The organism is Luteibacter mycovicinus (genome assembly GCF_000745235.1).
Taxonomy (GTDB): domain Bacteria; phylum Pseudomonadota; class Gammaproteobacteria; order Xanthomonadales; family Rhodanobacteraceae; genus Luteibacter; species Luteibacter mycovicinus.
On sequence record NZ_JQNL01000001.1, the window covers coordinates 2,394,352 to 2,414,572 of the forward strand.

14 protein-coding genes and 1 riboswitch are annotated in these 20,221 nt (G+C 65.9%); of the genes, 7 read left to right on the plus strand and 7 right to left on the minus strand.

Annotated elements, in window-relative coordinates; translation table 11 throughout:
• Positions 1 to 107: 107 nt before the first annotated feature.
• From FA85_RS10665 to FA85_RS10680, 4 genes are all read right to left on the minus strand, one after another.
• Positions 108 to 2,003 carry a TonB-dependent receptor domain-containing protein gene (locus tag FA85_RS10665; RefSeq protein WP_036116818.1) on the minus strand — a complete coding sequence of 632 codons (1,896 nt, stop codon included), beginning with the start codon at positions 2,001 to 2,003 and terminating at the stop codon, positions 108 to 110.
• Positions 2,004 to 2,159: 156 nt separating this feature from the next.
• Positions 2,160 to 2,389, minus strand: a riboswitch (cobalamin riboswitch).
• 32 nt (positions 2,390 to 2,421) lie between these two features.
• Complete coding sequence (nagA, locus tag FA85_RS10670) at positions 2,422 to 3,573, minus strand: N-acetylglucosamine-6-phosphate deacetylase (protein WP_036116817.1); 1,152 nt, start codon at positions 3,571 to 3,573, stop codon at positions 2,422 to 2,424.
• A gap of 22 nt (positions 3,574 to 3,595) precedes the next feature.
• Complete coding sequence (locus tag FA85_RS10675) at positions 3,596 to 4,630, minus strand: SIS domain-containing protein (RefSeq protein WP_036116816.1); 1,035 nt, start codon at positions 4,628 to 4,630, stop codon at positions 3,596 to 3,598.
• Positions 4,631 to 4,643: 13 nt separating this feature from the next.
• Positions 4,644 to 5,396: a GntR family transcriptional regulator gene (locus tag FA85_RS10680; RefSeq protein ID WP_036118723.1), complete on the minus strand. Its 753-nt coding sequence runs from the start codon at positions 5,394 to 5,396 to the stop codon at positions 4,644 to 4,646.
• A 174-nt stretch (positions 5,397 to 5,570) separates the two neighbouring features.
• Between FA85_RS10680 and zwf the strand changes: the two genes are divergently transcribed.
• The 5 genes from zwf to FA85_RS10705 all read left to right on the plus strand — a co-directional run bounded on the left by zwf (position 5,571) and on the right by FA85_RS10705 (position 11,421).
• A complete protein-coding gene (zwf, locus tag FA85_RS10685) occupies positions 5,571 to 7,106 on the plus strand; it encodes a glucose-6-phosphate dehydrogenase (RefSeq protein ID WP_156108822.1) in 1,536 nt (511 codons plus the stop codon).
• Positions 7,103 to 7,804, plus strand: coding sequence for a 6-phosphogluconolactonase (gene pgl / locus FA85_RS10690; RefSeq protein ID WP_036116815.1), 702 nt, complete (start codon positions 7,103 to 7,105; stop codon positions 7,802 to 7,804). Before zwf ends, pgl begins: the two co-directional genes overlap by 4 nt.
• Positions 7,805 to 7,873: 69 nt before the next feature.
• Entirely contained in the window at positions 7,874 to 9,685 is a 1,812-nt protein-coding gene (edd, locus tag FA85_RS10695; protein WP_036116813.1) for a phosphogluconate dehydratase, read from the plus strand.
• Between the two features lie 19 nt (positions 9,686 to 9,704).
• A complete protein-coding gene (gene eda, locus FA85_RS10700; RefSeq protein ID WP_197056520.1) occupies positions 9,705 to 10,349 on the plus strand; it encodes a bifunctional 4-hydroxy-2-oxoglutarate aldolase/2-dehydro-3-deoxy-phosphogluconate aldolase in 645 nt (214 codons plus the stop codon).
• A gap of 226 nt (positions 10,350 to 10,575) precedes the next feature.
• Positions 10,576 to 11,421 (plus strand): EamA family transporter, encoded by an 846-nt coding sequence (locus FA85_RS10705; protein ID WP_036116811.1) that lies wholly within the window; start codon positions 10,576 to 10,578, stop codon positions 11,419 to 11,421.
• A gap of 75 nt (positions 11,422 to 11,496) precedes the next feature.
• On the opposite strand, the gene proP is transcribed toward FA85_RS10705, so the two are convergent.
• The 3 genes from proP to FA85_RS10720 all read right to left on the minus strand — a co-directional run bounded on the left by proP (position 11,497) and on the right by FA85_RS10720 (position 15,932).
• Positions 11,497 to 12,990 carry a glycine betaine/L-proline transporter ProP gene (proP, locus tag FA85_RS10710; RefSeq protein ID WP_036116809.1) on the minus strand — a complete coding sequence of 498 codons (1,494 nt, stop codon included), beginning with the start codon at positions 12,988 to 12,990 and terminating at the stop codon, positions 11,497 to 11,499.
• A gap of 558 nt (positions 12,991 to 13,548) precedes the next feature.
• The gene (locus FA85_RS10715; protein WP_036116807.1) at positions 13,549 to 14,577 is read right to left on the minus strand and encodes a LacI family DNA-binding transcriptional regulator; all 1,029 of its coding nucleotides are present in this window, start codon (positions 14,575 to 14,577) and stop codon (positions 13,549 to 13,551) included.
• A 65-nt stretch (positions 14,578 to 14,642) separates the two neighbouring features.
• On the minus strand, positions 14,643 to 15,932 hold the full coding sequence (locus FA85_RS10720) for a sugar MFS transporter (protein ID WP_036116805.1): 1,290 nt from the start codon (positions 15,930 to 15,932) through the stop codon (positions 14,643 to 14,645).
• A gap of 328 nt (positions 15,933 to 16,260) precedes the next feature.
• On the opposite strand from FA85_RS10720, the gene glk reads away from it, so the two are divergent.
• Together glk and FA85_RS10730 are read left to right on the plus strand one after the other, a co-directional pair.
• Positions 16,261 to 17,286 carry a glucokinase gene (gene glk / locus FA85_RS10725; protein WP_051944126.1) on the plus strand — a complete coding sequence of 342 codons (1,026 nt, stop codon included), beginning with the start codon at positions 16,261 to 16,263 and terminating at the stop codon, positions 17,284 to 17,286.
• Between the two features lie 90 nt (positions 17,287 to 17,376).
• A complete protein-coding gene (locus FA85_RS10730) occupies positions 17,377 to 20,109 on the plus strand; it encodes a TonB-dependent receptor (RefSeq protein WP_036116803.1) in 2,733 nt (910 codons plus the stop codon).
• Positions 20,110 to 20,221: the final 112 nt, after the last annotated feature.

Here is a 20,221-nt window from a genome sequence, read left to right on the forward strand (position 1 = left end):
AGACAGGGGTGCGGCGTTTGCCCGAGCCCGGTGCCAGGGGTAGGAGCGCGCCTGCGCGCGATGCCGTGAAACATCGCGCGCAGGGCGCGCTCCTACACGGTGCTCCCTCAGCGTACGGGCGAGAACCGCACGGTCACATAGTAGGTCCGCCCCAGCTGGTTGTAATACGCCGCCGTCTCGTACCGCTTGTCCGCCACGTTCGCGACCCGGCCCTGCACGCTCCAGGCATCGTCCATGTGCCAGGTGGCACGCAGATCCGCGGTCGTGTAGCCGCCCAGACGCGTCGTGTTGGCCGCGTCGTCGTAGCTGTAACCCGAGGCGTAGACCGAGCCACCCAGTGTCAACGCGCCCAGGTCCTTGTCCAGATCCACGCGACCGGTGCGACGCGGACGGCGGGCCAGCAGGTTGTCCTTCTCGAGCCCGCTGTCCCGGTCCAGCGGCTGCTGCAGCGTCAGGTAGCCGCGCACGTGCCAGCCATCGACGTCCGCGCCCACCTGGCCTTCGAGGCCGCGCAGGCGGGCCTTGCTGACGTTGACCGGCAGGAAGTTCGCGTCGTAGCCGATCAGGTCGTCGACCTGGCTCTGGTAGGCGTTGACGGCCCAGTTCCAGATGCCCGGACGACCCGACAGGCCGATCTCGGCGGTGCGCGACTTCTCCGGCTTGAGGTTCACCGTGGGCACGCCGTACGGGTAGTACTCGTCGTTGAAGGTCGGCGCGTGGAAGGCGGTGCCATAAGAGGCCGTGACCTTCATGCCGTTGTCGAAACGGAAGCCATAGGCGGCCGAGCCGGTCGTGTGGTTGCCGAACTGGGTGTTGTGGTCGTGGCGGGCCGACAGCTGGATCTCATGCGGGCCGAACACGCCCTGGTAGAGCGCGAACACGCCCGTGTTGTTGCGGGTGTCCTTGAGATAATCCGTGTCGCTGCTCAGCTTTTCCTGCTGGTAGTCGACGCCGGCGCTCAGCGTCTGGCCCGGGGCCAGCGTGAAGTCGTTCTGCCAGGAACCCTGATTGCGCTTAGAGTACAGATATCCCACGCGCAGCTTGTCGGCACCGGTGACGTAGTTGAAGTCCGCGTCGTAATAGCCCTTGTCGGCGCCATTGAGGTAGTTGTCGGCGCGGTCCTGGTTCTGGCCCAGACTGACCGACATGCGCCACGTGGACAGCACGTCGAAAGCCAGCTTCGCGCCGGCGACCTGCTGCGAGCGTCGGGTCAGGTTCTGGTAGTCGCCGTCGTATTCGATATCGCCCTTGCTGCGCAGCCAGCTGCCGGTGAGCTCGGTGCCGTCGTCCCAGCGATAACCGCCCGACAGCGCGCCGTTGTACGTGCGATAGGCGTCATGGTCCGGCTCGTCGGTGAAGCAGCCCTTGAACGCCGTGCCCGCGCCGATGCGGCAGGCGTTGATGCCCGAGGTGTACTGGCCGCCGAGGCTGGCGTTGTACCAGCCGTGGGTCGTGCCGCCCGACACGCCGACCTGACCGGCGGTGTAGCCGTGGCTGCCGCCGGTGACCGAGAGGCTCGGGGTCGGCGCTTCGCCGGCCTGGCCGTGGCGGGTGAAGATCTGGATGACGCCGCCGATCGCGTCGGAGCCGTAAAGGCTCGAGCGCGGACCGCGGACGACCTCGATATGGTCGATCTGCTCGACCGGCAGCTGCTCGTAAGCCGGCAGACCCGCGCCCACGGTACCCACGCGGACACCGTCCACGAGGACCAGCGTGTGCGAGGAGTTGCTGCCACGCATGAACAGCGAGGTCTGCTGGCCGATACCGCCGGTGTTGGCCATGACCACACCGGGCAGCCCGGCGAGCAGGTCCTGGACGTTACGCGGCTGCAGACGCTCGATGTCTTCGTGGGTGATCACGGTCACCGGGGCGAGTACCTCGTCCAGCGGCGTGGCCGTGCGGGTCGCGGTGACGATCACGGGATCGAGGGCGTCCGGGGCGTCGGCCGCGTGGGCAGCGGCGATCGACGACAGCAGGGCTGCCGCGAGCAGGGTCTTCTTCATGGAACGGTCTTCCTCCGCCGCATAGCGCGGCAATGCGTAGCTCAAAGGGCGCGCGAGGAGGACATACGGCGAACGGCACACGGGCGGAACCCGGATGACTGTCCGGATTCGCCCTCCGCGAATCGCCCGAAACGGGACGACGCCCCGGGATGGCTCACGGGGCGCGTCGTCGGGCCGGTCTCCGGACTCACGCCGTCCCCGAGGGGTGTCGGACCGGCGCCTTCCCGCTGTCGCAGTGGCTGAAGCCGTGTCCGAGGGGCCGTGACGACCCCGGGCGCTTACCGTTGCGGGGGCAGTGCCGGCCTTGCCGCAGAGGCGGCGCACCGGCTTCCCGTTTCATCCCCGTGGCGCGACGCCCCGGGGACACCCGAACCCCGCGACTTTAACCGGAGGGTGGGGCGCTGTCACGACCGCCCGATCAGCCCGCGGCGTAAACGCGCTCGCCGCCGATCCAGGTTTCGATCACCGTATGGGTCTCGTCCATCACGACGAAGTCGGCGCGGTAACCGGCGGCGATATGACCGTGGGTGGCGCCGAGGCCGAGGAACGCGGCCGGATACGTTGACGCCATGCGCGCGGCTTCATCGTAGGCTACGCCGACCATGTCGACCGTATTGCGCACCGCCGTGGCCATGTCCAGCGCGGAGCCGGCCAGCGTGCCGTCCGCCGTCTGGCAGACGCCGTCGCGCACGGTGATGGTTTCGCCCTTGAGCACGAAGTTCGGATTGTCCGACCCCACGGGCGGCATCGCGTCGGTGACCAGCATCATCTTCCTTGGCGCCTTCGCCGCGATGGCGACACGCAGCGAGGTCGGGTGCACGTGGTGGCCGTCGACGATCAGACCGCACCAGCTGGCCTGGTCTTCGAGCGCGGCACCGACGACGCCAGGCTCGCGGCTGGTGAAGGGTGTCATCGCGTTGAACAGATGGGTGAAGCCGCGCACGCCCGTCGCCAGTGCATGCCGCGTGGTCTCGTAGTCGGCGGCCGTGTGGCCCGCGGCCACGATGACGCCGTTGGCGACCAGCTCCTGGAGTACTTCCGCGGAAGCGCGCTCGGGAGCCAGCGTCAGCAGGGTCACGCCGCCGTGGCGCCGCGCGACCATCGCGACATCGTCGGCATCGGCGATGCGAAACTTGGCCGGGTCGTGCACGCCCTTGCGCTCAGGGGCGATGAAGGGGCCTTCCAGATGGATGCCGAGCACGCCCGGCACGCCCTGGGCGACCGCGTCGTTCACGGCATCGATGGCTTTCGCCATGACCTCCGCGTCGTCACTGATCAGCGTGGGCAGAAAACCCGTGGTGCCGAATCTCGCGTGTGCCTCGCCGATCGTGCGGATCGCGTCGACCGTTGGTGCATCGTTGAACAGTACGCCGCCCCCGCCGTTGACCTGGCAGTCGATGAAGCCGGGCAGCAAGGTGCGACCACCGAGGTCATGGCGCTCCGCCGCGCGCACGCGCGGATCGGATGGCAGCGCCAGTCCGGTGATCTTTCCATCGTCGACCAGCACGGCAAAGCCGCTCTGGAATCCATTGTCGGTGAGCACACGGCCGTTGACGAGGGCGAGAGTCATGGCGATTCCTTGAGGGTGACGGTCAGACGGTCTCGGTGACTTTATTCAGGTGCGGCGGCACGTCGGGATTGAAGCCGCGCTTCAGCGCGAGCGCCGCCGTGGCGCGGTAGAAGCTCTGCACCGTGATCAGCGGCGCGGCGATCGGTGCGGTGGCGACCAGCGGCAGCACACCCTCACCCGTCGCACCCGGCGCGGCGATCCAGACATTGGCGCCACGCTTGCGGAACTCGGCGGCGACATCGAGCACGCCCGGGAGCGTGTCGTCGTTCTGCGCGAAGAACAGCACCGGGAAGTCCGGGCCGACCAGCGCCATCGGGCCGTGTTTCACTTCGGCCGCGCTGAAGGCTTCGGCATGCAGGCCGCAGGTTTCCTTGAACTTGAGCGCCGCTTCCAGCGCACCGGCGAAGCCGAAGCCACGACCGACCACGAACAGGTTGTGCGCATCGACGAGGCCTTCCGTCAGCGACGACCAGTCGGCATCCCAGCCCTGGCGCAGCTGCGCGGGCAACGCGGCCAGGGCGTCGGCGATCTCGGCCTTGCCACTCCACCGGGCGGCGATATGCAGAATCGCGAACAGCGCGCCGAGATAGCTCTTGGTCGCGGCGACGCTGGTTTCCGGGCCCGCGTGCAGCGGGACGACCACGTCCGCGACGTCCGCCAGCGGCGAGTCGGTCACGTTGACCAGCGCCACGACGTACGCACCGGCCTTCTTCGCGGCTTCAGCGTTGCGGACCAGATCCGGACTCTTGCCCGACTGGGATACGGCGACGTAAAGCGCGCCATCGAGGCGCTGCGCGGCGTGGTAAATCGAGGTGACCGACGGCGAGGCCGAGGCGGTGACGACGCCAAGCTGCGTTTCGAACACGTACTTCGCGTACATCGCCGCGTGATCCGAACTGCCACGGGCGCAGGTGATCACCATGCGCGGCGGGTTCGCGCGCAGGCGCTCGGCAAGGGCGCCGATCACGGCTTCGTTAAGGGCAAGCTGCCGCTCGACGACCTCGGCGGTCTCGTGCGCTTCGCGGTACATCAGGGTGTCTTGCGGCTGGATCGTCATGAAGAAGGGTCCGTCAGTCGCTCTGCAGTTCGGCGACGAAGTCGTAGATGTCCCCGCGATACCAGGAACACGTGAACTCGACGATGCGGCCGTCGTCGAGGAAGCTGCGCCGCTCGATATTCAGCCCGGCACTGCCGGCGCCGAGCCGGAGCAGCCGGGTCTGGGCAGGGCCCAGCACCACCGCGCGCAGGCGTTGCAACGCACGTCGCGGGCGGTTGCCCAGCGTGTCGAGCGCTTCGTACAGGGAGTCCTCGACCAGGCTGGGGTCGGGCAGCAGGTTGAGTGGCACCGCGCTGCGCTCGATCGCCAGCGGCTCGTCGCCCGCGTAGCGCAGGCGGTGCAGGCGGACCACCTGGGTGCCGGGCGAGAGATTCATCGCCATGGCTTCTTCCGGGGTGACCTCGCCGATGGCCCGCTCGAAGAACTCCGAGCGCGGATTGAGCCCGCGCGCGCGAAGATCCTCGGTGAAGCTGGTCATACGCGACAGCGGCTTGACGATGCGCTCGGACACGAAGGTGCCCGCGCCATGACGCTGGGTGAGCAGACCATCCTCGACCAGGCCGCCGATGGCCTTGCGCACGGTAACCCGGGACAGCGTGAGGGCCCTGGCCAGGTCCCGCTCACTGGGCAGTGCATGGCCGACCTGCACCTCGCCGTTTTCGATCACGTTGCGGATGGCGCGACGCAGGCGCATGTACGCCAGCGGCTGCCGCGCGGCCGGGTCGTACTGCAGGCGTTGGTATTCGGCGACGAGAGCGCTTTCCATGGTCGAGAAGATACCAATCAACGACCACTGCGGCAAGACCGTCCAAGCCCGCGAATACCAGTGAGCGATTCAAACGGGCGTTTGCACGATGCAAAGTCGGCCCGTAAACGTTTTTGCGGCGTCATCGCCTCATATCGTGACGGAAAACGCCGCCTTGAGTGGTACGGGGCTGGTATGTCCTGGTATGTCACTGGTACGATCCGTCGGCATACCCATCGATCCCAGCAGGCCACTGTCGTGAGCGCTCATCTCCTCCCGATCGAACCTTTCGATCTGGTCATCTTCGGCGGCACCGGCGACCTCGCCGTCCGCAAGCTTCTTCCCGCGCTGTTCCATCGCTTCGTGGACGGCCAGATCCAGCCCAGCAGCCGCCTCATCGGCGTGGCCCGCGAGGCCCTCGACGATGCGGGCTACCGCGACCTGGTCCGCTCCTCGGTCGAGAAAGGCGTGTCCCACGTGGCTCCGGCCCAGCTGGACGCGTTCATCCAGATGGTTTCCTACCGCTCGCTCGACGCGCGCAAGGAAGAAGGCTGGGATGAATTCGCCGCGCTGATGCAGCAGCAGGCGCAGCACATCCGCGTGTTCTACCTGTCGACCGCGCCGGACATCTTCACCGACATCTGCCAGCGCCTCGGGTCGCTCGGTCTCAACGGCGAGCGCTCGCGCGTGGTGCTGGAGAAGCCGATCGGTCGCGATCTGGAAAGCGCCAACGCGATCAACGACGCGGTGGCCCGGGTCTTCAACGAGTCGCAGACCTACCGGATCGATCATTACCTCGGTAAGGAAACGGTGCAGAACCTGCTGGCGCTGCGCTTCGGCAACGCCCTGTTCGAGCCGCTGTGGAACGCCCAGCATATCGACCACGTGCAGATCACCGTCGCCGAGACGGTCGGCGTCGGTCATCGCGCGGGTTACTACGATCGTGCCGGCGCGCTGCGCGACATGGTCCAGAACCATATCCTGCAGCTGGTCTGCATGCTCGCCATGGAGCCGCCCTCGTCGCTGGCGCCCGATGCCGTGCGTGACGAAAAACTCAAAGTGCTGCGTTCGCTGCGCCCGATCAACGCCAGCAACGCCGGCAACCTCACCGTGCGCGGGCAGTACCGCGCTGGTGCGGCCGAAGGTCAGGGCGTCCCGGGCTATCTCGACGAACTCGGCAGCGACCAGTCCAGGACCGAAACCTTCGTCGCCCTCAAGGCGGAGATCGGTAACTGGCGCTGGGCGGGCGTGCCGTTCTACCTGCGCACCGGCAAGCGCCTCCCTAACCGGATCTCGGAGATCGTGGTCACGTTCCGCGCGTTGCCGCATTCCATCTTCGATCCTACCAACGGTCCGCTGCTGCCCAACCGCCTGACGCTGCGCCTGCAGCCGGACGAGGGCGTCAAGCTGTGGCTGACCATCAAGCATCCGGGTCCGGGTGGCCTGCGCCTGCGCCACGTGCCGCTCGACATGAGTTTCGCGGCGGCGTTCGGCGTGCAGCAGCCCGATGCCTACGAGCGGCTGATCCTCGACGTCGTGCGTGGTAACCCGACCCTGTTCATGCGCCGCGACGAAGTCGAGGCCGCATGGAACTGGGCCGGTCCCATCCTCGAAGCCTGGGAGGGCAGCGGCGATACGCCGAAGCCGTACACCGCGGGTACCTGGGGTCCGAGCGCCGCCGTGGCGCTCATTGAACGCGATGGCCGTACCTGGGCCGAGGACGCAGCATGAACGCCAAGATCCATCAGCACGATTTCGCCGATAAGCTCACTCTCGCCGATGCGCTGGCGCGCGACATCGCCGGCAAGCTCGACGCCGCGATCAAGGCGCGCGGCAAGGCCAGCATCGCCGTTTCCGGCGGCGGCACGCCCAAGGTCATGTTCGCCGTGCTCGCCGAGCAGGAGATCGACTGGTCGAAGGTCACCATCACGCTGGTCGACGAGCGCTGGGTCGACGAAGACAACGAGCGTTCCAATGCGCGCATGGTCAGGAACACCCTGATCGCGCACGAAGCGCATGTCGCCGCCTTCCTGCCGCTGTTCGACAAGGCGCATGCCGACGATGTCGATGCCGCGCTCGAGGGCGTGGGCGAGAAGGTCGACGCGCTCGGCAAGCCGTTCGATGTCGTCGTGCTCGGCATGGGTCCGGACGGCCACACCGCGTCGTTCTTCCCCGGCGGCGATCACCTCGCCGAAGCGCTCGACCTCAACGGTACGCGGAGCGTGCTGTCGATGCGTGCCGGCGGTGCGGGTGAGCCGCGCATCACGCTCAGCCTGCCGCGCGTGCTCGATACGCGCACGCTCTACCTGCACATCGAAGGTGCGGACAAGAAAGACGTGCTCGCCAGGGCTCAGGCCGGCGAAGACTTTCCGATCGCCGCCGTGCTCAAGCAGGACCGCGTGCCCGTGGACGTCTACTGGGCCGCCTGATCCATCGTTCAACCGCCGCGCGTCAGGCGCGCGGCACCGACCGCCCGGTCAAAGCCTCAGGAACACGCCATGACCCTTCATCCCATCGTTGCCGAGGTGACGCAGCGTATCGTCGAGCGCAGTCGCACCTCGCGCGCCGCGTACCTCGCCAGGATCGACGCCGCCCGCGGGACGGGCGCCAAACGCCATCACCTGTCGTGCGGCAATCTCGCGCACGGTTTCGCCGCGTGCGGTGAGAACGACAAGGACGCGCTGCGCAACGGCCACGCGTCCAATATCGCCATCGTCACCTCGTACAACGACATGCTCTCGGCGCATCAGCCGTACGAGCGCTATCCGGAACTGATCCGTCGGATCGCACGAGACTTCGGCGCCACCGCGCAGGTCGCCGGTGGCGTGCCGGCCATGTGCGACGGCGTCACCCAGGGTCGTCCGGGCATGGAGCTGTCGCTGTTCTCGCGCGACCTCATCGCCATGGCGACCGCCGTATCGCTGTCGCACGACATGTACGAAGGCGCGCTGTATCTCGGCATCTGCGACAAGATCGTGCCGGGCATGCTGATCGGCGCGCTGAGCTTCGGCCATCTCGCCAGCGCGTTCGTGCCGTCGGGTCCGATGCCGTCCGGTATTCCGAACGAAGAGAAATCGAAGGTCCGTCAGGCCTTCGCCGCCGGTAAGGCGACACGCGCGGAACTGCTCGACGCGGAAGCGCGTTCCTATCATGGGTCGGGTACCTGCACGTTCTACGGCACCGCGAACTCCAACCAGATGCTGATGGAGATCATGGGCCTGCACCTGCCGGGCGCGAGCTTCGAGGCGCCGGATACGCCGCTGCGTGACGCCCTCACGCGTGCCACGGTGGAGCGCGTGCTGGCGATCGACGCGCTGGGCGATGAATACCTGCCGATCGGCCGTATCGTCGACGAGCGCTCCATCGTGAACGGCGTGATCGGACTGCATGCGACGGGCGGCTCGACCAACCACCTGCTGCATCTCGTCGCCATCGCACGCGCGGCCGGCGTGGAACTGCGCTGGGACGACTTCGATGCGCTGTCCGCGGTCGTGCCGTTGCTCGCACGCGTCTATCCGAACGGCTACGCCGACGTGAACCACTTCCACGAAGCCGGCGGCATGGGTTTCCTGATGGATCAGCTGCTCGATGCCGGCCTGCTGCACGGCGACGTGGACACCATCATGGGCCACGGCCTCGAGGCCTATCGCACCACGCCCGTCCTCGAAGGCGACGCATTGGTCTGGAAACCGGTTTCGAAGGAAAGCGGCAACCGCGGCGTACTGCGCACTATCGCGGAGCCGTTCCGTCATGACGGTGGCTTGCGCATGCTCAAGGGCAATGTCGGTCGCGGCGTGATCAAGATCTCGTCCGTGCCGGAAGATCGCATGATCATCGAGGCACCGGCGATCGTCTTCGACGAGCAGGACGAGGTCAAAGCCGCGTTCGATCGCGGTGAGCTCAATCGCGATTTCATCGCCGTGGTGCGCTTTCAGGGGCCGCGCGCGCGTGGCATGCCGGAGTTGCACAAGCTCACGCCGACGCTGAGCCTGCTGCAGGATCGCGGGCATCGCGTCGCCCTGCTCACCGACGGTCGCATGTCCGGGGCGTCGGGGCGCGTGCCTGCCGCGATCCACGTGACCCCCGAGGCGGAAGCCGGCGGTCCCATCGCCCGCGTGCGCACGGGCGACATGGTTCGTCTCGATGCCGTGGCAGGTACCATTGAAGTTCTGGTCGACGCGGACGAGTGGAACAGCCGCATCCCCGACAACATCGATCTGGCCATGCACCACACCGGCATGGGCCGCGAGCTCTTCGCCATGTTCCGTCAGTCCGCCGTCACGGCCGACCTCGGTGCCGGCGTTTTCTGATCCTTTGGAGCAGTTCCTGATGAGTAACGAAGCGAAGCAACAGAGTGTCGAGTCCACGCTGCGCCTGGCGCCGGTGGTGCCGGTCGTCATCATCGAGGACGCCTCGAAGGCGGTCGGCATGGCGCGCGCGCTGGTCGCCGGTGGCATCCCCGCCATCGAAGTCACCCTGCGTACGCCCGCCGCACTCGACGCCGTCCGCGCGATCGCCGCGGAAGTCGAAGGGGCCTTCGTCGGTGTGGGCACGGTGCTGACCGCTCGCGACCTCGAGAACGCTTACAAGGCCGGCGCGAAGTTCGCCGTGTCGCCGGGCAGCGCGCCGCGTCTGCTCGATGCCGCCGACGATCACGAGCTGCCGCTGCTCCCCGGCGCGGCGACGTCCAGCGAGGCCATGGAACTGCTGGAGCGTGGTTATCGCTTCCAGAAGTTCTTCCCGGCCGTTCCGGCCGGCGGCCCGAAGCTCATCGGTGCCTGGGCCAGCCCGCTGCCGCAGATCCGCTTCTGCCCCACCGGCGGCGTCAGCCTCGCCAACGCACCCGAGTTCCTCGCGCTGCCCAACGTCGTCTGCGTCGGCGGTTCGTGGCTGACCCCCGCCAACCTCCTGGCCACCTCCGACTGGGCCGCCATCGAAGCCCTCGCGCGAGAAGCGGCGCAACTGCGCGCCTGACGCAACTGCGCGCCCGACACAGGAGCGCGCCCCGCGCCTGACTCGCCCCACGCCGTACGTACGTAGGAGCGCGCCCCGCGCGCGAACCCTCACCCGCCTTATCGCGAATGAGGCTTTGCACCGCAACGAGCCAGCTGTCCGATCCCACAAAGCGGCGGCCGGCTCGTAGCCCGCCCCATCCACATGCGATCCTTCGCACCCCCCAGCCTCACCGGCGCTCCCAGCCATGCTCTACATCCTCCTCGCCATCGCCTTCAGCGTGGCCGTGTCCGTGCTGCTCAAACTCGCGCGCCGCGCGAACGTCGACATCGTCCAGGCCGTCGCCACCAACTACATCGTGGCCGCCGCCATGGCGTACGGGCTGCTCGGCGCTACGCCGCAGGCCGCCGTCGCGGAGACCTACGTCCCCCTCCTCCTGCTCGGCGTCTTTCTCCCCGCCATCTTCGTGATGCTGGCGCGATCCGTCCGCAGTGCGGGCATCGTTCGCACCGACGTCGCCCAGCGCCTGTCGCTGTTCTTCTCGCTGATCGCCGCGTTCGCTTTCCTCGGCGACGTCATCACCGAGCGCAAGGGCTTGGGCATCGCCCTCGCCTTCGTCGCCGTCCTGTGCGTGCTCTGGCGCCGGGATCGCGGGCAGACCGATCGGGCCGGCTGGACCGCACCGCTTGCCGTCTTCGTCGGCTTCGGTGTGATCGACATCTGCTTCAAGATGCTCGCCAAGGCCGGTGCACCCTTCCCCAGCGCGATGCTCGCCTCGTTTCTGATCGCCATGGTGCTCTGCTGGATCGTCGTCATCGGACGGGCGATCGCGCGTAAGTCGCCCCTCTCGCCGCGCAGCATCGGCTTCGGCGTGCTGCTGGGTGCCGCCAACTTCGCCAACATTCTTTTCTATATCCGCGGACATATCGCGCTGCCCAACGATCCGTCGCTGGTGTTCGCGTCGATGAACGTGGGGGTGATGGTGCTCGGCGCGCTGGTCGGCGCGATCGCCTTCCGCGAAAAACTGACCTGGCTGAACTGGACGGGCCTGGCCATCGCCATCGCGGCGATCGGGATCATGACCGGGACCTGATCCCGATCGCCAACAGCGTGAGCTCCCACCCGTCCGTCGCGACCGGGTAGGAGCCAGCCCTGCTGGCGACGCTCATCAGCGAGCAATGGGCTCCGCATGACCCCCGGACACCGCCGCCACCGGCAACGTCTCATCCACCGTCAACGGCGCATCTCCGGCCAGCAACTCCTTCGCCTCCGCATGGTCCGCCACCGCCGGCGGCGACCCACGCAACGGCAGCCCCGCCGTCTCGCGTACGAAGAGCATCGTGACGATGCCAATCACCGCCGCGCCCATCAGGTAATACGCCGGCAGCATCGGATCGCCCGTGCGCTCGACGAGCCATGCGGTCACCAGCGGCGTCGTGCCGCCGAACAGCGACACCGAGACGTTGAACGCAATGGACAGCGCGCTGTAACGCACCGGCGTATAGAACAGCGCAGGCAACGTGGCGGGCATCGTGCTGGTGAAGCAGACGAGCGCGATGCCGAGTCCCATGAGGCCCGCGAAGATCAGCCAGTCGTTGCCCGTGCCCACCAGCCACATGCAAGGGACGGCGAGCACGAACATCGCGGTACACGCACCGATGATCATCGGACGACGGCCAAGCCGGTCGCTGAAGAACCCGCCCACCACATTGAGCGGCATCATCACCAGCATCACGATGAGGATCAGCAACAGGCCCTTGGCCTCGCTGTATCCCATCGTCACCGTGAGATAGCTCGGCATGTAGGTCAGCAACATGTAGTCGGTGACGTTGAAGACCAGCACGAGGCCGATGCATTTCAGCAGCTGCGGGCCATGCACGGAGACGAGCTCCTTCAACGATACGCGCGGCATGTCGCCCGCCGCCTCCATCGCATCGGCATGCGCCTTGAATGCGGGCGTCTCTTCGAGCTTCATGCGCATGTAAAGCCCGAGCAGGCCCAGCGGACCCGCCACCAGGAACGGCACGCGCCAACCCCAGTCCAGCATCTGCCCGGTGGTGAGCAGCGTCGTCAGCGCGGTCACCACACCGGCACCCGCGATGTAACCGCCCAACGTTCCGAACTCGAGCCAGCTGCCCATCTGTCCGCGTCGCGCATCGGTCGAGTATTCGGCGATGAAGGTCGCCGCACCGCCATACTCACCACCGGTCGAGAATCCCTGCAGCAGTCGTGCAAGCAACAGCAGCGCCGGTGCCCACAAACCGATCGTGGCGTAGCTGGGAATCAGGCCGATGGCGAACGTCCCCGCCGCCATCATGATCATCGTCGCCGCTAGTACCTTCTGGCGCCCGAAGCGATCGCCGAGTGGCCCGAAGACGAGTCCACCGATCGGCCGCACGAGAAAAGCGACGGTAAACGTCGCGAAGGTCGCGATCACCTGTGCGGTCGGGCTGCTCCCTGGAAAGAAGACATGGCCGAGCGTCACGGCGAGGTAGCCGTAGACACCGAAATCGAACCATTCCATCGCGTTGCCGAGTGCGGCGGCACCCACGGCACGCCTGAGCATGGACTCGTCGACGATGGTCAGATCATCGGGCTTGAGATGTTTGCGGCGGCGGGTAAACCAGCCGAAATGGGCTTCGTGCCCGTGTCGATCCTGCATGGAGATAAATCCTGTCACGCGAGCGGGCACACGCATACGCAGCCGGTGCATACCGCCCATCGAAAGGGAAGCGCCAGGCCAGACGGCGGCGCGCGAACGGTCCGCTAAAGGGACTCGGTGGTTGCCGGCAAGATGCATCGAAGCACGACGCGGCGCGGACAACGCCAGAATTATAGGAAAAAAGGTGTTAAATAGCTGTAGATGGGGGGTGGTGGCGGGGGAGCCGTTGGCTGCTGTTCCTGTCGCTAGGTCCTCCTACGGCCTTCGCCTTCGTGCGGAAGCGCTCCAGGAACAGCAGCCAACGACTCCCCTCCATACGTGGCATCGCATTTCGGCGCGAGCAAAGCGCGGTTCTGAGTCGGGACGCCGCTTTGCGCTTGCCGCCCATAAACCGCACGGCATGGAGGGTGCCGTCGGGTGTCGTTCTCGGAGCGCTTCCGCACGTAGGCGAAGGCCGAAGGAGGACCTAGCGACGAGAATGGCACCCGACGGCGCCTTGCCCTCAGCGCAAATGCCGCCGCGAAGGCGAAGCCGAGCCCGAGCCCGAACCCGAACCGCTCAGAGCCGCCGCGGCGCCGTCGATCCACGCACGACCAGATCCGGACTGAAGCCCTCGTTGGCCAGCACATGCGCCGGATCGTCGTGTTCGAGTTCCGCGATCAACCGCTGCGCCGCATGCCGGCCGATTTCCTCGGTGTTCTGCCGCGCGGTGGTCAGCGCCGGCCAGGATTGCTTCGAAAACGGACTGTCCTCAAAACCGGCGATCGACAGCTCCCACGGCACGTCGACACCGCCCGAACGCGCGGCAGCAAGGACACCGGCTGCGATCTCGTCGTTGGATCCGAAGATCGCGGTAGGCGGCTCCTTCAGCGCAAGCAGCTTGCGCGCGCCACGAAAACCATCGTCGAACGAATAGTCGCCCTCAACCACCAGCTTCTTGTCGACCGGCAGGCCATATTCGCGCAGCGCATCCTCATAACCCTGATAGCGCTCCGGGCTCGACCGGTGCTCCTTGCCACCCCAGAGGAAGCCGATGCGGTGATGGCCCAGCTGGATCAGATGCTCGGTAATGGCATACGCCGCGTCACGGTCGTCGACGAAAACGCACGGCCAGCCGTCCTGGGGATCCTGTCGCGCGGAAATGATCCGCACAAACGGGACCTTCTGCTCGGTCAGCGCGGCGAGCAGCTTCGGCTGCTCGGACATCGGCGGGCAAAGAACGAGGCCGGCCAGCCGGTTGCGCCGGACCAGATCGCACAGCTGATCGGCCAGCTTGGGCAGCGACGAATCGCAGGGATGGATCTGCAGGCCGAAACCGCGCTCGCGGCAGACCGAGAGCACGCCGTTCTGCATGGCGATGACGTAGTGGGCATTGGGATTGTCATACACCAGACCCAGCGCATACGTGCGCTGGCTGCGCAGGCTACGGGCGGCCTGGTCGGGCTGGTAATCCAGCGCATCGATAGCGCGCTGCACCTTTTCCCGGGTGCGGGCGTGGACGGACGGCTCGTGGTTGATGACACGGGAGACGGTCTTCAGTGACACGCCGGCCCGTTCGGCCACGTCCTTGATGGTAGGGCTTCGCAATCTACGACCCTCGATAGCAGGACGGCCATCCTACTGGATGGCCGTCGCGGAGCGAAGATACCGGCTTATCTGCCGCCGTGCTGGCCGACCCGGTGGCCGGCCGCGCCGTAGTAGAGGATGTACAGGTAGCAGGGGACCATGACGCAGAGGAACACGGCCTGGAAGTCATAGACCTGCTTGAGGTGCGCGAAAATCTGCGGAATGAGCGCACCACCGGCGATGCCCATGATCAGGAAGGCCGAGCCGAATTCGGTCAGGCGGCCGAGCCCCTTGATCGCCAGCGGGAAGATCGCCGGCCACATCATCGCGTTGGCGAAACCCAGCGCGGCGACGAAGGCGACCGAGGTGTAACCGGTGGTCACGTACGTGCCGATCGAGAACAGCACACCGAGAATCGCCGAAATCGCAAGATAGCGCTGCTGCGACACGAATTTCGGAATCAGCAGCAGGCCCGCGACGTAGCCGAGCAGCATGGCGAACAAGGTATACGAGGTGAAGTGCTTGGTGTCCTCGGGCGTCATGCCGAAGCCCTGACCGTACGTGCCGATGGCATCGCCGGCCATCACTTCCACACCCACATACACGAACAGGCAGAGCACGCCCAGCCACAGATGCGGGAAGCTGAAAACGCTGCCCTTGTCGTGACCGATGGCCCGCTCGGAATTGTCGTGCGACGCCTTGATTTCAGGCAGCGACGAACGCACCACCCAGACCGCGAGCACGACCAGCAGTGCCGCCATCACCATGTAGGGCATGTGCACCTTGGCCGCGAACGCGGCCAGCAGCGCGTCTTTTTCACCAGGTGTCGCCGCGGCGGCGATCTGCTTGTCGAACGAGCCGATGTTGCTCATGACCACGGCGCCGAACACGAAGGGTGCGAGCGCGCCGGCGATCTTGTTGCAGATGCCCATGAACGCGATGCGTTGGGCCGCGCTGTCGATCGGACCGAGGATCGAGATATACGGATTGGACGCGGTCTGCAGCAGCGAGAGGCCGGCGCCGATCACGAACAGACCGGTCAGTGCGCCCGGATAGATACGCATCGTGACGAACTGGCCGAACATCACGGCGCCGATGGCCATGACGAACAGGCCAAGACCCATGCCCTTCTTCATGCCGGTCTTCTTCAGGATGAAGGACGAGGGCAGGGCGAGGAAAAAGTACGAGAGATAGAACGCCATCGGTACGAGGAAGGCGTTGACGTCGTCCAGGTTGAAGGCCAGCTTGACGAACGTGATCAACGGCCCGTTGAGCCAGGTCACGAAGCCGAAGATGAAGAACAGGACGCCGATGATGATCATCGGTACCAGGCTGGAATGGCGTGTCTCTTCGACAGCACCTGCAGTGGATGACATGGATGTTCCCCTCACGTGGTATGCCCCTAATTTGTCCCTTTATTGACTCGTGTGCGCAACGTTGTCAATCGGAAGAATCGCGCGACGAAAACGACCGGCCCCGTTTCTGACTTTCGATGTCGCGGCGCGTCAAACCGCTTGCGCGCCAACCCTATGCCCGCCGCGAGGCCGTGCGACGCAAGGTCGTGGAGCCCGTCGACGTCATGTGAAACCGTTTCCTGCTGCAGTGCGTGATCGATTGCGCAATGTCCTAGCCATTTGTCCTGTTGACAACGTTGTCATTTCAATCACAGACTGAAAACGAATCAGGGGCATCAAGGGGCAGGGCGTGGGCGAATCGGCCAAACAGCGGGATCTTCTGCGTGCGTCGCGGTCCGGGGCGTTCATCGCCGCCGACGTGGGCGGAACGCATGCCCGTATCGGCCTGGTCCGTCGCTCGTCCGGTTCGAATGCCATCGATGTCCTGCGCTACGAGCGCTATGCCTGCGCCGACTGGCCCAGCCTGACCGCCGTGCTCGGCGATTTCATCGGCCGTCTCGACGGCCATGAAGCGATCGAACACTGCGCCGTGGCCAGCGCCGGTTACGTACTGGGCGACGCCATCGTCAACGAGAACCTGCCCTGGCCGGTCTCCATCGGTGACATCCGTGAAACCCTCGGACTGCACGGCCTGGCCGTGGTCAACGATTTCGAAGCGGTGGCCTACGCCTGCCAGTTCCTGCGCAGCCACGAAACCACCGCCATCATCGAGACCAGCGCCGAGCCGGCCGTCGGTCCGATCCTAGTGATGGGTCCGGGTACGGGCCTGGGATCGGCGGTGCTCCTGCCGGGCTCGCCGCACGCCACCGTGCTGCCGACCGAGGCCGGTCAGATTTCCTTCGCGCCGGGCAACGAGCGCGAGGTCGCCATCCTCGGCGAACTCGCCCGCGGCCGCGATTACGTGTCGTACGAGACCGCCCTCTCGGGCCCGGGCCTCGTCAACCTCTACAAAGCCATTTCGACGCTGCGCGGGACGCCCGCGACCCTGACCGAACCGGCCGCTGTCACCAGCGCCGCACTCAGCGGAGGCGACCCCGCCGCCGTGGAAGCGCTGGATGTGTTCTGCGGCGTGCTCGGCAGTTTCGTCGGCGATCTCGCGATGCTCTACGGCGCACGCGGCGGTGTGTTCCTGGCTGGCGGCATCCTGCCCCAGGTCCGCGATCACCTGCTCGCCAGCAGCTTTGCCAACAGGTTCTTCAACAAGGGCGTCATGCGCGCCTTTCTCCAGCAAGTGCCGGTACGTCTGATGGACCACGGACAGTTGGGAGTGATCGGTGCCGCCGGTCTCTACCTGCACGGTTCGACCGCTCAGTGAAGAGCGGGAAAGGAACGCAGGCTCAGTAAGCCACCGGGTCGCAAGACCCTTCGATAGCAACGAAAGCTTTTCCTCTGAGGGGAGGACACCATGTCGCATCGTAGAAACCTGCTCGCGGCGAGCATCATCGCCGGATTGTGTTGTTTCACGGGTATGGCCGCCGCGCAGGACGCGTCGACAGCACCTGCGAAGACGCAGACCGCCCAGGAAAAAGCTGACGCCGCCAAGGCCGCGCAGCTCGAGGGCGTCACCGTTACCGGCATCCGGGCCAGTCTCGAGAAGTCGCTGGACACCAAGCGCAATGCCGACGCGATCGTCGAGGCCGTAACGGCCGAAGACATCGGCAAGTTCCCCAACACCAACGTCGCCGAAGCGATGACGCAGATCCCGGGCGTCACCATCGACCGTCAGTTCGGCCAGGGCGACCGCGTGTCGATCGACGGCACCGATCCCAGTCTCAACCTGACGTTCCTGAACGGCCAGCCCGTGTCGCAGACGCCGTGGCAGTACGGCGCGCAGCCGAACCGTGGCTTCGATTTCACCATGCTCGCGCCGGAAATCGTCGGTCGCCTGGAAGTCTACAAGTCGCCCGAAGCACGCCTGACCGAAGGCAGCCTTGGCGGTACCGTGCTCCTGCACACACTGCAGCCGCTCGACCTGCCGGCCAACACCGTTCGCGGTTCGTTCGGTCTGAACTACAACGACCAGGGCACGGCGGGCTCGCGCCCGAACGGCTCGGCGCTGTACAGCTGGCATAACGACAGCAAGACCTTCGGCATCATCAGTTCCATCCAGCATTACGAAGAGAAGATCGACCGCCAGGGCTTCGAGATCTTCAGTTACAGCCCGGTATCCAAGTGGGCCGCCAGCCCGGCCGTCGCCGCCGGCATCGCCAACGGCACGCTCGATCCGAATGCCAAGGTGCCCGACGAGATCAACTCGGCGTGGTTCCAGCAGAAGCGCAAGCGCGACACCGCGACGCTCGGTTTCCAGATTCGTCCCACGAACAACTGGGACATCGACATCAACAGCCTGTTCGTCCGCGAGAACTTCGACAACTGGAACCAGTCGCTGTATCCGTTCACGGGCGCCACGCCGGGTAACGTGACCAGCTTCAACCAGGGTCCGAACGGCGTCGTCACGGGCGGCCATGTCTGCGGCAACGACTCGCCGAACTGCCCGGCCATCGCGCAGGACACGTTCGACAGCAATATTCGCAAGTCCGTCGTGCGCACCTCGGCGTTCGACCTGAAATCCGAGTACCGTGGCGACAGCTGGAAGGTGTCCGGCGCCGCCGGTTACAGCAAGGCCGAAAACAACAGCATTTCTCAGGCGGTGATGGAGCCGGTGTACGCCGGCGGTTACACCTGGGACATCAACAAGGGCTTCAATTTCGACAGCCCCGCCGCCGCACGCGATCCGGCCAACTGGCACATGGGTGACGTCGACGGCCTCGGCGGCTGGCCGGGCAACTACGGCAACTATTCCGCATCGTCACGCGATACGTACGGTCAGCTCGATTTCTCGAAGTATTTCGATTCCTTCATCAACGAAGTGGCCGTCGGCTACCGCTGGAATCGTCATGAAGAAGGCATGCAGGCGCATGTCTATGGTGGCAACGCACCGACCAACCTTGCCGCGCTCGGCTTCGGCGGTTTCACCCACACGCTGGACGCTCTCGATGGCCTCGACGGTTCCGCGAGCCACGTGATGCCGGACAAGGCAGCACAGTACGCGTGGGTGCGTAACACCAACGGTGGCAACGAAGACCCGGGTACGTACCTCAACGGCACGTATAACCTGGTCGAAAAGACCAATGCCGCTTACGCCCAGGCGAATTTCGCGGGTGGCGGTTTCCACGGCAACTTCGGTATCCGCTACGTCGACACCAAGACCGACGGCTCGGGCTTCAACTACAGCGGCGCCCCGGTGCTCCCGGCACCGGCCGGTTCGTGGCAGACCTCGTCGCGTACGTCGAAAAACTGGCTGCCCAGCCTCAACGTCGCGTACGACCTGACCGATGAAGTCGTGCTGCGTGCCGCAGCCGCCAAGGTGATCGCACGTCCGCCGTACAACATGCAGGTGAACAACCTGTTCCTCAACGATTCGGTGCTGACCGGCTCGGGTGGCAACCCGGACCTGAAGGACTATAAGTCGAAGAACTACTCGGTCTCCGCCGAATGGTATTTCGCACCGCAGTCCTACCTGGCCGTCACCGGCTTCCTGAAGCAGATCGACAACTACACGGTCGTCGACTCGGCCAACGAGACGCAGTTCAACTCCGGCCTGGTCAACGATCCGACGACGTTCGCACGTCAGGTCGCGCAGGGTCTGTGCACCGCCGACGGCTTCTGCACGTACTCGATCAGCCGTCCGCGCAATACCGGCTCGGGCAAGGTTCGCGGCGGCAGCATCAGCTATCAGCAGGCGTTCTGGGATACCGGCTTCGGCACGACGGCGAGCTATACCTACGCCAAGGGTACGCTCGATTCCGGCGGCGCCCTGCCGTACAACTCGCAGAACGCCTACTCGATCAGCCCGTACTACGAGAACGGTCCCTTCAGTGCCCGCGTCACGTACAACTGGCGCAGCAAGTATCTGGCCGGCGGTTACATCGCCGGTGCGCCGCCGGCCACCACGGCCGACTATGGCGACCTGGGTGCCACGCTCGGCTGGAAACTCAACAAGGCGGTCTCGTTCACGCTCGCAGGCATGAATCTGACCAACGAGAAGTACAAGCAGTACCTGACCGTCACCTCGATGCCGGTCGCCAAGTACACCACCGGTCGCCGCTACATGGCCTCGGTGCACTTCGACCTCTGATACGCGGTACGTCCGGGCGGCCATGGATGGCCGCCAACCCCTCTGAAGCTCCATTCCCCACGGGCCCGATCCTCCTTATCGGGCCCGCTTTTTTTTGCTTCCCACCGTCACG